Raw genomic sequence first — 13,308 nt, 5'->3', positions numbered from 1 at the left:
CCGAGATGGCGACCCAATCAATTGTAGCTCCTCATGATTCAACCTTTAAAGGCTTTATGAGCAAAGTGGATAATGCGCGGGATTTTTTTGAAGTCCATCTTCCTAATCGCATTAAGCACCTCTGCAATTTTGATACCTTGAAGTTGGCCAGTGCTTCATTTGTGGATAAAACATTGCGCTCTCGTTTCTCGGACATGCTCTATTCCGTTCAAACACTCAGGGGGAAGGGGTATTTTTATTTCTTGGTTGAGCATCAATCTTCCCCCGATAAGCTGATGGGCTGGCGGCTGATGCATTACGCATTTTGCGCAATGAATCAGCATTTGCAGCAAGGGCACCAAACTTTGCCGCTGGTGGTTCCCATCCTGTTTTATCATGGTAATCAATCTCCTTATCCTTACTCCCAGTCATGGACGGATTGCTTTGAGTGGTCTGATTTAGCGCATGATTTGTACTGTAATCCACTGCCATTAGTGGATGTCACGGTGGCAAGCGACGATGAACTTGTGAATCACCGAAAAGTCGCCGCGATGGAGCTAGTTCTCAAACATGCTTCTTTGAAAGATGACCTGATGGTTCTATCAAAGCGCTTAGCGCAGGTAATCAAGGAGAACGAAAACCACCGTGATGACGTTATTTTAATCATCAACTATCTGTTTAGTGTGATGGATACGCCGACATACAAGAAGATAGTCAAAACATTAATAGAGAAAACAGAAGGATATCAGGAGACCGTTATGACAATTGCTGATCGATTAAGAAATGAAGGGCGAGAAGAAGCTCGACAAGAAGAGCAGGAGAAGGCCAAACAACGCACTTATGCCCAAGTTTTGACCAGCTTAAGTTTAGGTTTAAACATTGATGTTATTAGTCAAATTACAGGCTTATCCCCGACAGAAATCGAAGCAATGTATTAATACATAAAGAAAACTGAGTTCAGTGAGAAATTGAACTCAGTCATATTTTTAGTCGAATTTTCTTAGCGAGATTAAGCGTTAGCTAACTGACCTTTTGCTATTACCGATTGACGGTTACGCTCAAGTTCCAATGCGCCTAAGTGGGACAGCACACAGAAGATAATGCAGCAAACAATCCCCCCTAAGAGCAGATAGAAACCTGCATGCCAACCCATACGGTCAACCACGAAACCAAATAAGCTAGTACCTAATGTTGCGCCAAGGATATAGCTCATAAAACCACGTAGGCCGACGGCTGAACCAACTGCGAAGCTTGGCACGATTTCCATTGTTTGTACTGATGCTAAGAACTGAGGCACATAGATTAAGCAACCAACGACTGCTGCAAAGAAGGTGACGACAGCTAATGATTGGCTCTGCCAGTAACCGATGAGGCAGAAGAAAATCAGTGTCATACAAACAATAGCTAACGGCATTCTACGACCTTTAAATAGTTTGTCCGTTAACCAACCAGCTAATAAAGTGGATGGAATCGCTGCCCATTCGAAGAATAAAAATGCAACGCTCATCTGATCTTTAGAGAAGTTTTTCTCTGTCAGCAGGTAGATTGGTAGCCAGCTGATCACGCCGAAACGTACCATATACACAAAGACGTCAACGAAAGAGATATACCACGCATTTTTGTTTTTCAGTACATAGGTACAGAAAATTTGGAAGGCGCTCATATTCTCCGGTGATTGTTCTTTTTGCGCTGAAGTCAGGATCACTTTTTCTTCTGGCATCATTTGGTCAAGCGCAGGTAAACCCTCTTGTTTTGGGGAACCTTTACCTAATACCAACACAATTCCTGCAAATAAAATCGCAATACAAGCGGGAACCATGTAGCTCGCACTTTGCCAGTGCTCAGTGCCTAATACGGCGAAAGCAGCACCGACGATTGGGGCAACAATACCACCACCCACGTTATGAGAAATATTCCAGAATGCACCGATACGGCCACGTTCACGACGCGGGAACCAGTTTGCAATGGTGATAAATGACGGACCCACACCCATGCCTTGGAACATACCATTAAGCACTACAAAACCAACGAATAACCAGAATGCGTTACTAAACCCCATTCCGAAGTTGACAATGGCGCACAGGATCAAACCAAATGCCATAAATGCTTTTGGGCTGGCTTTATCGGCAAGGCTACTCATCACGCCTTTACTGATCCCGTAAGCAATGAGCATACAGCTAGTTAGTAGACCAATTTGGGTGGTACTTAAATCTAAGTTTTCTTTCAAATACGGGGTAGAGAGCGTGAAGTTGTTACGGACAATATAGTAAGCCAAATAACCTAAGAACACGCTGAGTAGTGCTTGAACGCGATAGCGTTTATAGGCGGCAGGAACTTTTTCTGGTGCAATTTGTTTTTTTGCCGTGGCTGGCGTTAAAAATGACAGCATAGGTTCACCTGTGAAATAGAGTAAAAAGAAATTCCCTGATGTTTTTTGTCGTTTTATTTCTGACAGACTCATCATGTTCTTGTTGAAAAAATATCGCAATATGAAGGGTTTGGGTCAAAATTGACCCAATTTTGTATAGTGACGAGTCAAATTGACCCATTCATAAATTAACGGGAATGGATTTCAAAAAACGCGCAACTAAGGGTTGATTTAATCGCGTAACAATGAGAATAAAGCGGGTAAGTTTTGTCGTGTGCTCATAAATCCGAAAAGGGTAAAATTTGTCTCAAATGCACTTTTTGACAAACTCACATTATTGTTACTTTCTTTGATATGAATCACATCTACCCAGGGGATGACTACGCTTATGAGATTAATAACACCAATTCGTCCACTGATAATGCGGCTCTGTTTTTTTATTATCTTGCTAAACAGCGTGGGAATTAGCCATGCGAAAAATGATGAGTTGGTGATAGCGACAACATTCTCACCCGAAGCGACACAAGCGATAGTCACGAATTGGAATGTGCGAGAGGATGCAATACCCATCCGCACGATTAATCGAACCAGTGCCTCATTAGAGCGCTTGTTAGATACCGATGCTTTGGAAAATGTCGATTTAATTCTGACCTCCTCGCCGATGCTGATGCACCATTTGCAGCAGCATAATCGGTTGAGTGCATTGCCGGATATTCCTGAGTATTCCCAGCGCTTAATTCCTGAATCTTTAAAAGGTTCCGTTGCTGCGGTGGCATTTTCTGGATATGGCATTTTGACCAACCGAAAGTGGATGGAGCAAAACAAATTACCCATTCCTAAGACATGGGATGACCTGACAAATAGCCAATATCAAGGCTCGTTACTGATAAGCAGTCCATCTCGTTCTGATACCTATCATTTAATGATTGAGTCGTTATTACAGCAGCGGGGATGGGAAGATGGATGGCGCATTTTACTGGGAATGTCGGGGAATTTAGCCACTGTATCATCACGCAGTTTTGGGGTAGCCGATAAAATCAAAGTGGGGCTAGGTGGGGCTGCACCGATTATTGATAACTACGCGAATGTGCTATTAGCTGACCCTGAACTCGAGTTTCACTATCTGCCTGATTCAGCCACATCGCCGACGTTTATTGCGATCACTCGCCATAGTTTAGCGCCAGAGAATGCGCGAAAGCTGATTGATTTTTTACTCAGTGAACAAGGGCAAAAAGTGTTTGCAGACAGCAGCACAGGGAAATACCCAGTTACTCCTCTTGAGGATGACAACCCTCGAAAAGCGCAGCAAAGCCAGCTATTAGATTCGCCTAAACCGCTGGATGTCCAGTTGGTATTACAGCGCCAGCGATTAGTTCAACAACTGTTTGATGCGGCGATCACGTTTCGTTTAACGGAATCGAAAGATGCTTGGCGTGCGGTGTATATGGCGGAAGCTAAGCTAAAGCACTCTTTACCAGAGGTTCGAGCGCTACTGACGGCGATGCCAGTCAGTGCGAAAGAAAGTGAAGATCCTGCTTATTATTCGCGTTTTGAAGATAATCGCAAAGCGGAAGAGGAATATATGCGCTGGCAGCATTTCTTTCAGGAACAGCAACGTCAAGCCATCAGTGTATTGGAAGCGATTAAATGAAAACATCGATAGTGAAATTGATGGGGCGCTTCAGTATTACGGCTATTTTACGTGGCGCCTTTATCGCGGGCGCTTTGATGACACTGATCGTCAGTTGCGTCAGCTTATATGCATGGCAAGAGCAAAATAAGCAGATCCGCTACGCACTTGGAGACTATTTTCCCAAAATGCAGGCTTCATTTTTGATTGAAGGGCAGCTAAATACCTTAGTCAATGAATTGAACGAATTTTTAAAAGCGCCAAATACAGCGACGAGATTACAACCACGCAATCAGATCACCGCACATTTAGCGCAAATAGCCGCTTTTAATCAGCAATTGAATGGGCAGGATCAACAGCAAATCTCTGTCATTTTGACCCAAAGTCAGGATCTTTTACAGCGCTTGGATAAGGCACTATATGCCCTGTTTTTAGCACGGGAAAAAATTAATACATTATCTTCTCGGATCAACTGGTTACATGACGATTTTAGTACGGAGCTCAACTCGTTATCGCAAGATATTAGCCTACAACAAGGCTCTTTACTGGACAAAATTGAGCAAGATCCTCTTCAAGCCAAAGGGTTACAAAGTCGGCTACGTAACGTGCAAGGAGAGTTGCAGTTAATTTATACACTGGCGCGTTTGGAAGAGCAGATCACCAATATTTTGACGGGGCGCTTGAAGGATATTCAAGGGGATGATGCTTTTGATGAGCCCATCGATGTTAACGGCTATGCCCGTTATTTAGGGTACTTAAAAACGAATTTAGCTGCCAATGAAGAGGCGTTGAATTTATATCCAAGTTCAGTGACGCTGCGTCAAACCATCGATGAGTTGTTAGATATCGGTCTTTCGGATAACCAAATGCTTGAAGTCCTGCAAAATTATCAAACGGCGAAAAGAGCCTTAAATGAAGCGACGACCGAAAAAGAGCGAATTTTGGCTGATTTTCGCTCTCAGCTTGATTTGCAACTTGGGAGCAGCCACTTTCAGCTACAAACGCTAAACCAGCGTTTAGCGAACATTATGTCGTGGAGTGGCACAATTATTATTATTACCGCAGGGTTGGCATTACTGTTGGTATTGCTGTTCAATATGCTGTTTATTCGTCCTCGTTTGGTCAAACGTTTTACCGCATTAAACCAAGCAGTGGCTCGGATCAGTATTGGGGATTTGACGACCCATATTCCTGTCGAAGGTCGTGATGAGTTAGGGCGAATTGGCACGCTGTTACAGCGCAGTATTGCTCAAATCAATCAACAGAAAACCCAGCTAGAACAAGAGATTGCAGAACGTAAGGCAATAGAGGAAAACTTACGAACTACGCAAAACGAGCTGATCCAAACGGCAAAACTCGCCGTCGTGGGGCAGACGATGACCACCTTAGCTCACGAAATTAACCAACCGCTAAATGCGCTCTCTATGCACCTGTTTATGGCGAAAAAAGGGTTGCCAGAGCAAGATAATGACACCTCGTTGATGGCGATAAATAAGTCAGAGCAACTTGTGGCTCGAATGGATGGCATTGTGCGCTCACTGCGTCAATTCGCTCGTAAGCGTGATGATAATGAGCAATTACAACCTGTGAATTTACGCCAATCAATTCAAAGCGCTTGGGATGTTCTGAAGCTTCAACATAAAACCCGCAAAGTGATATTAAGTTATCCAGATATATTGCCTAAGGTGCTGGGAGATGAAATTGGTATTCAGCAGGTGTTGGTTAACTTGCTCTCTAACGCGCTTGATGCCAGCCCCACAGAAGCAGAAATCACCGTTGATTACAGTGAAACCGCGGATAAGTTGCTGTTGACCTTGTGTGATAACGGGACGGGTTGGCCATTGCATTTAGCGGATACATTAATGAAACCCTTTACGACAAGCAAAGAGATTGGGCTGGGGGTTGGGTTATCCATTAGCCAATCGATTATGCAGCAAATTGGTGGCGAGTTGAGAATCGCTTCTACACTGCGTGGAAATGGGTGTGTAATTTTAGAATTTAAAAAGGTACTTGAAGATGCTTGATGACAACCATGACATATTGCTGATTGATGATGATAAAGATGTATTGGAAGCGTATTGTCTGCTACTCGAACAAGCAGGGTACCGAGTTTATGCATGTGATAACCCATTGACAGCAAAAGAGTTAGTTCACCGCGATTGGTGCGGCATTGTTCTTAGCGATGTGTGTATGCCGGAATGTTCGGGCATCGAGCTGATGACACTATTTCTCGCTAAAGACAAACATCTCCCTGTGGTTTTGATCACCGGGCATGGGGATGTACCAATGGCGGTGGAAGCAGTCAAAATGGGGGCATGGGATTTTCTACAAAAACCCATTAACCCAGAATATCTTTTAGAGCAAGTTGCCAAAGCGCTGGCGGCACGGAAACAGCGTGTATTGCAGCGCCGGTGGGGCAAAAACCAATTGATGCTCAATTTTGTAGGGAGCAGTGAGTGGTCTTTACAAGTTCGCGGGCAGCTTCAAGGGTTATCGGAAACCCTTGCCGCAGTGTTCTTACAAGGAGAGTTAGGTAGTGGTCGCACTTACTTAGCGCGCTATCTGCATCAAATTAGCACACCACAGCAAGCGCCATTGGTGATCAAAACATTATTAAATGAGCAAGAAGTTCCTGTTGAAGCATGGGTCTCTGAGGCGCGCTCAGGCACATTGGTGATTAAGAATATTGAGTTACTCCCTGTGAACCAACAGCGTTATTTGGTTCAGCATTTACAGCAAGACCAACGGGAATTTCGCTTGATTGGGATCTCGGATCAGCCGCTGCTTACTTTGACTAAACAGCAGCAGATTATTGCAGAGCTTTATTATTATTTTTCATTAACTCAGGTGAATTGCTTACCGTTATCCCTGCGTAAAGCGGATATTCCGGTTTTATTCCAACACTATTTAGAGCTGGCTTGTACTCGATTGAATCAGAAATTGCCTGAACTGGATGAGTCTTTTATCAAAAAACTGAGTCGTCGTCATTGGCCTGGAAATGTAACGGAGTTAGCCAACGCAGCGGAGCTGTACGCGGTTGGCATTATGCCAATGGGGGAGACAGCGAATCCGTTATTAACGTCGGTAGCGCCAACGGCATTAGATCAACAAATTGAAAATTATGAACGGCAGATTATTACGGAAGCTCTGAATATTCATCAAGGACGAATTAACGATGTGTCGGAATATCTGCAAATGCCACGGAAAAAACTCTATTTACGGATGAAAAAGTACGGATTAGACAAGCACCATTATCGGACTTAAATTATTGGAGATAAATAGAGAGAAAGTTGCAGGGATTGACCTGCAACTTAAAATTTCAGTGAATTACAGAAGGGGAATGGTCTCTTCGATGGCTTTCAGCAGTAAGTTTCTATCGTGGCGATAAGGAATATCATCAGCCTCTAATACTCGCTGAGTCACTTTGCGTTCTTGGCGGATTGTCGTGACATCGGTGCGTGGCCCTACAATCACCGCATCGATTTTCTTGCGCCCAATATAACGCTCCATCATGACTAGTTTTTCAGGAAGTGTGAGGCTGGCAGCGGAGGTGCTAATTTCCTTCCCTAAATTACCGATATACACCATCGGCGCTTGGCTCTCTTTCAGGGCGCAGGCGATATCATCGAGTAATAACAGGGGCATTAAGCTGGTAAAAAAACTTCCGGGGCCGATTAAAATCAAATCTGCTCGATGGATAGCATCAAGGGCTTCGCTGGTCGCTTTAACGGGAGGGTATAAACGCAATTCTTGCGGTAACTCCTGCAAAGCATCCACGTTAACTTCACCGTAGACTTCATTTCCCATATCATCAATAGCCATCAGGTCTACCGGTGATTCAGACATCGGGATTAATTGCGCATCCACTTTCAGCATATTGCGGATTAAATTGATGGCTTCAGGTGGGCGAACACTTAAATGGTCAAGGGATTTCAGCATTAGATTACCGAGATTATGTCCTGATAATTCCCCTGTACCTGCAAATCGATATTCAAACATCTTAGAGGCAATAGATGGCTCAGTAATCAACTGATTCAAGCAATTACGCATATCACCCCAAGCAATTCCTCCTTCAGAGCGACGAATTCGCCCTGTAGAGCCACCATTATCCGTGGTGGTGACAATGCCAGTTAAACGGGAGCCTAAAGATGAGAGAGAAGACATCACTCGACCAAGTCCATGTCCGCCCCCAAGGGCGACGACGTGATTAAGATTTGTCAAACTACGGTTTGGCATAGTGTTCCTATTTAAACAATCAATCTATTTAAACTGTCAATCTAGCTAAATTATCAATCTAGAATCAGTGCTAAAACAAAATTGGCGCTAATCTATCATAAAACACCATCTGAAGTTTACTTGCTGTGATAAAAAACAACAAAAGAGAATATTCTCGATCGGTATCACAAATTTCTTGATTATGTAGCTAAGCGTAATTAACTAGAACGGTATGAAAATAAAGGATATAGATGGGAGATTATCAACGCTTTCTATAATCAGATTAAATAGCGCTGTTTATTGCGGGGTAACAGGAATTAATATTTTTTGAACTCGCGGAATTTAAGTGCGTATTTTACCCTCTAGGTGTCATTTTGATTCATTTCGATAATGATTCGATGGTGATGTAGTCATTTCAGTAATTCGAGACATCATATTTATGGATTCTTAGGGTTATCTATCAAAAAACGCGGGATAAAACTGATCTACAACAAACAATGTGCACAGAATTAACCTCATTTTGACGAGATATTGACAGATAGGCGTTTATCATCACATGGAAATAGCAAAAAATTATCCGTAATAATAAGGACTTCTGAGCATAGCGGTTGTTTTCTGTAAGTCGTTGTATATTAAGTTATATATCGTTTTTGGATTCGCTTTTTCATTTGCAATGGGCTAAAATCCTTACAGAAAATAAGTGAACCCAGTGATGAGTGTCTTAACTCTTTAGGCTTAATCAGCTCACGGGGTTCCAGATAAAACTCCTAGCCTTTGTGTCTAAGTTCTCCTGAATATGATGCTCTGGCCGTGACCTTGAGTCACCAGGGTGCAAGATAGAAATGTCTGCATCTCCCGTATTTGGAAAGGTGTGAATATGCAGCAACTTGTCGATCAATTTGACCGAAAATTTTACTATCTTCGTTTATCTATCACTGATGTTTGCAACTTTCGTTGCACATATTGCCTGCCTGATGGCTACAAACCGAGTGGTCGCCATGAATTTCTGACGCTTGATGAAATCCGTCGAGTGAGCCGCGCTTTTGCTGAGTTAGGGACTGAAAAAGTCCGTATCACTGGCGGTGAGCCAACGATGCGTAAAGATTTCACCGATATCATCGCCGCTATCAAAGAAAATAACTCCATCAAAAAAATCGCCGTAACAACCAATGGTTATCGGATGGCTCGTGATGTGCAAGCATGGCGAGATGCTGGTTTGAATGCAGTAAACGTGAGTGTGGATAGCCTTGACCCTCGCCAATTTGCGGCGATCACTGGGCAAGATAAATTTTTCCAAGTCATGAAAGGGATTGATGCTGCATTTGATGCTGGCTTCGAAAAAGTTAAAGTCAATGCGGTCTTGATGAAAAACGTCAATGATATCGCCCTCAAATCTTTCCTCAATTGGATCAAACACCGTCCAATTCAACTGCGTTTTATTGAACTCATGGAAACAGGGGAAGGCAGCAGCCTATTCCAACGTTACCATGTGTCTGGTGAAACCGTTCGTGATCGCCTTATCGCAGAAGGCTGGTATATGCAGCCACGTTCTCGTAGCGACGGTCCCGCCCAAGTCTTTAGTCACCCTGATTACCAAGGGGAAATTGGGCTGATCATGCCGTACGAGAAGGATTTTTGCCAAAGCTGCAACCGTCTCAGGGTCTCTTCTTTAGGCAATCTGCATTTGTGTTTATTTGGTGAAAATGGCATTCCACTGCGTGATTTACTGGGCGATGAAAACCAGAATGAAGCCCTAAAAGCACGTATCCAGAGTGGCTTAATGTCTAAGCGAGAAACCCATTTCCTTCACCAAGGCGACAGCGGGATCACCCCGAATCTTTCCGTTATCGGCGGTTAATAACTTTTTGATTTTCAGGAGTAATTATGTCCCAACTGACCCACCTCAATGCGTCGGGCGAGGCGCACATGGTTGATGTATCAGCCAAAGCGGAAACCGTCCGTGAAGCACGCGCAGAAGCGTTTGTGACGATGAACCCAGAAACTTTAGCCATGATTGTGGATGGCAGTCACCATAAAGGGGATGTCTTTGCGACGGCACGTATCGCTGGGATCCAAGCAGCAAAAAATACGTGGCAGTTGATCCCGCTGTGCCATCCTTTGCTACTGACCAAAGTGGAAGTCACCCTAGAAGCTGAGCAAGCCCATAACCGTGTACGCATCGAAACTTGTTGCCGATTAACAGGGAAAACGGGTGTCGAAATGGAAGCGTTAACGGCGGCTTCTGTCGCAGCATTAACTATCTACGACATGTGCAAAGCGGTACAAAAAGATATGGTTATTGGGCCTGTGCGTTTATTAGAAAAAACGGGCGGAAAGTCCGGTCATTTTAAGGTGGAAGCATGATCACTGTCCTCTTTTTTGCTCAAGTTCGTGAGTTAGTTGGCACTGACCGCTTAGAGTTAGCAGCGGAGTACCCAACCGTAGAATCTTTGCGCCAAGCATTAACTCAAAAAGGTGATCGCTGGGCGCTGGCTTTGGAAGATGGCAAATTATTAGCTGCGGTTAATCAATCGTTTGTTTCTGCGGACCATCCCCTGAATGCGGGCGATGAAGTGGCTTTCTTCCCACCAGTTACAGGGGGATGACCATGGACAATACCCATATTGCGGTACAAACCGAGAATTTTAGTGTTGGCGAGCAGTATGCGTGGCTTGCTGAATGTGACAGTGATGGCGCCGTAGTGACATTCACAGGTAAAGTCCGTAATCATAATTTAGGGGACAGCGTAGCGGCATTGACTCTCGAACACTACCCTGGAATGACAGAAAAAGCCTTAGCGGACATTGTGATGCAATCTCGCGAGCGCTGGCCACTGCAACGCGTGAGTGTGATCCACCGGATAGGTACCTTACAACCCGGTGAAGAAATTGTATTCGTAGGCGTGACCAGCGCACATCGCAATGCAGCATTCCAAGCGGCTGAATTTATAATGGATTACCTGAAAACCAAAGCACCATTCTGGAAAAAAGAGTCTCTCCCTGATAATGAACGCTGGGTGGAAGCCAAAGAGAGTGATGAAGCTTCTGCAAACCGTTGGTAGTCTTAAACTGTTACGCGGAAAATGCGAATAAGCCGAATGGTAATGTCAAAATATTGTGATAAACTTTGGAACAAATTTGTCCGATCACAGTAAGGATTACTCTGTTGGTGGTTTTGCTGGGTCGATTTTTCTTAAAATGGAAGGGTAACCATCATGGGTCAATTTGATCAACGTAATGATTCTCTTGTCCAGAATGCCAGCACTGGCGTTCAGGCATTTATGTCGCAAGTCTACGGTTGGATGACCGTCGGGTTATTACTGACAGCTTTTGTTGCTTGGTACTCCTTAAGCAGCGGTCTGTTTTTCACTATCGCAACTAACAAAGTTCTGTTCTTTGGAATGATCATCGCTGAACTTGGTTTAGTGATGGGGCTGTCTTTCTTACTGCCTAAAATGAGCGGTGCGATTGCAACTGGGATGTTTATGCTCTACGCATTACTGACTGGTTTAACTATCTCCGTTATTTTAGCGGTTTATACTGGTGAGTCTGTTGTTGGGACGTTTATCATTACCGCAGTGATGTTCGGCGCGTTAAGCTTCTACGGTTACACGACTAAGCGTAGCTTAACAGGGATGGGTAACTTCCTGTTTATGGCGCTGATTGGTCTGGTTGTCGCTTCTCTGGTTAATATCTGGCTGCAAAGCTCTATGATGTACTGGGTGATCACTTACGGTGGTGTATTACTGTTTGCTGCATTAACTGCTTATGACACTCAAAAACTCAAAGAGATGGGTGAGCAAATCAACCAAGATGACAGAGAAAATATGCGTAAGTACTCCATTATGGGTGCGTTATCTCTGTACTTAGATTTCATCAACCTGTTCCTAATGTTACTACGTATTTTCGGTGACCGCCGTTAATTACTAATCAAGCTGATTGAAAATATGAAACCCCGCAATAAGTTAATTGTTGCGGGGTTTTTTTATGGTTCTTATCTGGCAGTTAAGCGATTTTTTTGCGAAATAAGTAATAAGCCAGAGAGCTGGTTACCAGGAAGATAATCAGAAGAGGCCATAAGCTATGAAATACCACGGAAAAATCAGCATCTTTAAGGTAAATCTGCTTAGTGATATCCGTAAAGTGGCGGATGGGATTCACCCACGTAATATCCTGTAGCCAAACGGGCATATTCTCGACGGGAGAGATATAACCGGATAGCAACACTGCGGGCATCATAAACACAAACACGCCAATAAACGCTTGCTGCTGAGTTGAGCACAATGCGGAGATGAGCAGACCAAATCCCACGAGTGATAAACCATAAAAAATCATCGTGCCATAGAACAGCAATAGTGAACCGGCGAACGGGATTTTGTAGCAAAAAATCCCAATCACTAGCACCAATGTTGCTTGTGCAGTGGCGACGACTAAGGCAGGAATCGCTTTGCCAATAAAGATTTGCCATGTGGTTAGCGGCGAAACTAATAGTTGGTCGAGGGTTCCTTGTTCTCGTTCTCTTGCAATAGACAACGAGGTGACGATTAGCACTCCTATCGTCGTAATCAATGCCACTAATGATGGCACAATAAACCACTTATAGTCTAAGTTTGGGTTGTACCAGTTGCGAACAATCAGTTCACTGTTATTGGGCAGTACTTGGGTTTGTGTGAGCTCCTGCTGATATTGCATGACTATCTGTTCAATGTAATTAGCCGCTATTTGGGAGCTATTTGAGTTTCGTCCATCCAATAGCAACATCATATTTGCGGTATGATGGCTGGCGATATCAGCGCTGAAATTTTGATTAAAACGGACGACTAACAAGGCTTTACGGTTATCTAGCGTTTCTCGAATCTCAGGTTCATTTTTCAGTAACAGCACATGGGAAAATGCACTGGCTTTTGCTAAGCGTTGAGTGAGTTCAATCGAATGCTCGCCATTATCTTGGTCAAAAATGGCAATGGTGGTGTTAGTGACTTCTAAGGTCGCCGCCAGTGGGAAGAGGATCATTTGGAAAATGACAGGCATGATTAAAATAATTCGCGTCTGTTTTTCCTGCAATAGTGATTGCAACTCTTTCATAATTAAGGTGTAAAGACGATAAAACATAGTTC

12 protein-coding genes and 1 riboswitch are annotated in these 13,308 nt (G+C 43.8%); of the genes, 9 read left to right on the top strand and 3 right to left on the bottom strand.

What is annotated here, in order from left to right; genetic code table 11:
* The first annotated feature begins 5 nt into the window (after window positions 1-5).
* The gene (locus GKR61_RS00580; RefSeq protein WP_154599939.1) at window positions 6-917 is read left to right on the top strand and encodes an Rpn family recombination-promoting nuclease/putative transposase; all 912 of its coding nucleotides are present in this window, start codon (window positions 6-8) and stop codon (window positions 915-917) included.
* 71 nt (window positions 918-988) lie between these two features.
* Here the strand turns inward: GKR61_RS00580 and pgtP are convergent, their stop codons facing one another.
* Window positions 989-2,368, bottom strand: a complete 1,380-nt coding sequence (gene pgtP, locus GKR61_RS00575) for a phosphoglycerate transporter PgtP (protein ID WP_036949779.1) — start codon at window positions 2,366-2,368, stop codon at window positions 989-991.
* A gap of 400 nt (window positions 2,369-2,768) precedes the next feature.
* Between pgtP and GKR61_RS00570 the strand changes: the two genes are divergently transcribed.
* Genes GKR61_RS00570 through pgtA form a run of 3 tightly spaced genes read left to right on the top strand, consistent with a single transcriptional unit; the run spans window position 2,769 to window position 7,241 of the window.
* Window positions 2,769-3,998, top strand: coding sequence for an ABC transporter substrate-binding protein (locus GKR61_RS00570; protein WP_154639478.1), 1,230 nt, complete (start codon window positions 2,769-2,771; stop codon window positions 3,996-3,998).
* A complete protein-coding gene (pgtB, locus tag GKR61_RS00565; protein WP_154639476.1) occupies window positions 3,995-6,001 on the top strand; it encodes a two-component system sensor histidine kinase PgtB in 2,007 nt (668 codons plus the stop codon). Before GKR61_RS00570 ends, pgtB begins: the two co-directional genes overlap by 4 nt.
* Entirely contained in the window at window positions 5,994-7,241 is a 1,248-nt protein-coding gene (gene pgtA / locus GKR61_RS00560) for a two-component system response regulator PgtA (RefSeq protein WP_154599901.1), read from the top strand. The genes pgtB and pgtA overlap by 8 nt, the downstream gene beginning before the upstream one ends.
* 63 nt (window positions 7,242-7,304) lie before the next feature.
* Here pgtA and GKR61_RS00555 read toward each other — a convergent pair whose 3' ends face one another.
* Complete coding sequence (locus GKR61_RS00555; protein ID WP_154639475.1) at window positions 7,305-8,213, bottom strand: gluconeogenesis factor YvcK family protein; 909 nt, start codon at window positions 8,211-8,213, stop codon at window positions 7,305-7,307.
* 731 nt (window positions 8,214-8,944) lie between these two features.
* A riboswitch (molybdenum cofactor riboswitch) is annotated at window positions 8,945-9,080 on the top strand.
* Between GKR61_RS00555 and moaA the strand changes: the two genes are divergently transcribed.
* The 5 genes from moaA to GKR61_RS00530 all read left to right on the top strand — a co-directional run bounded on the left by moaA (window position 9,070) and on the right by GKR61_RS00530 (window position 12,114).
* Complete coding sequence (moaA, locus tag GKR61_RS00550) at window positions 9,070-10,050, top strand: GTP 3',8-cyclase MoaA (protein ID WP_036949769.1); 981 nt, start codon at window positions 9,070-9,072, stop codon at window positions 10,048-10,050. It overlaps the preceding riboswitch by 11 nt.
* Window positions 10,051-10,076: 26 nt before the next feature.
* Window positions 10,077-10,556 (top strand): cyclic pyranopterin monophosphate synthase MoaC, encoded by a 480-nt coding sequence (gene moaC, locus GKR61_RS00545; protein ID WP_036949768.1) that lies wholly within the window; start codon window positions 10,077-10,079, stop codon window positions 10,554-10,556.
* Window positions 10,553-10,798 carry a molybdopterin synthase sulfur carrier subunit gene (moaD, locus tag GKR61_RS00540; protein ID WP_036949767.1) on the top strand — a complete coding sequence of 82 codons (246 nt, stop codon included), beginning with the start codon at window positions 10,553-10,555 and terminating at the stop codon, window positions 10,796-10,798. The genes moaC and moaD overlap by 4 nt, the downstream gene beginning before the upstream one ends.
* Before the next feature lie 2 nt (window positions 10,799-10,800).
* Entirely contained in the window at window positions 10,801-11,253 is a 453-nt protein-coding gene (moaE, locus tag GKR61_RS00535) for a molybdopterin synthase catalytic subunit MoaE (RefSeq protein ID WP_036949766.1), read from the top strand.
* A 153-nt stretch (window positions 11,254-11,406) separates the two neighbouring features.
* Window positions 11,407-12,114, top strand: a complete 708-nt coding sequence (locus GKR61_RS00530) for a Bax inhibitor-1/YccA family protein (protein ID WP_036949765.1) — start codon at window positions 11,407-11,409, stop codon at window positions 12,112-12,114.
* Window positions 12,115-12,196: 82 nt separating this feature from the next.
* Here the strand turns inward: GKR61_RS00530 and GKR61_RS00525 are convergent, their stop codons facing one another.
* Window positions 12,197-13,303, bottom strand: a complete 1,107-nt coding sequence (locus tag GKR61_RS00525) for an ABC transporter permease (protein WP_036949756.1) — start codon at window positions 13,301-13,303, stop codon at window positions 12,197-12,199.
* Between the last annotated feature and the right edge of the window lie 5 nt (window positions 13,304-13,308).

Origin of the sequence: Providencia sp. wls1916 (assembly GCF_009706585.1) — a bacterium.
Taxonomy (GTDB): domain Bacteria; phylum Pseudomonadota; class Gammaproteobacteria; order Enterobacterales; family Enterobacteriaceae; genus Providencia; species Providencia lanzhouensis.
This window is presented reverse-complemented; position numbering and strand designations above follow the sequence as displayed.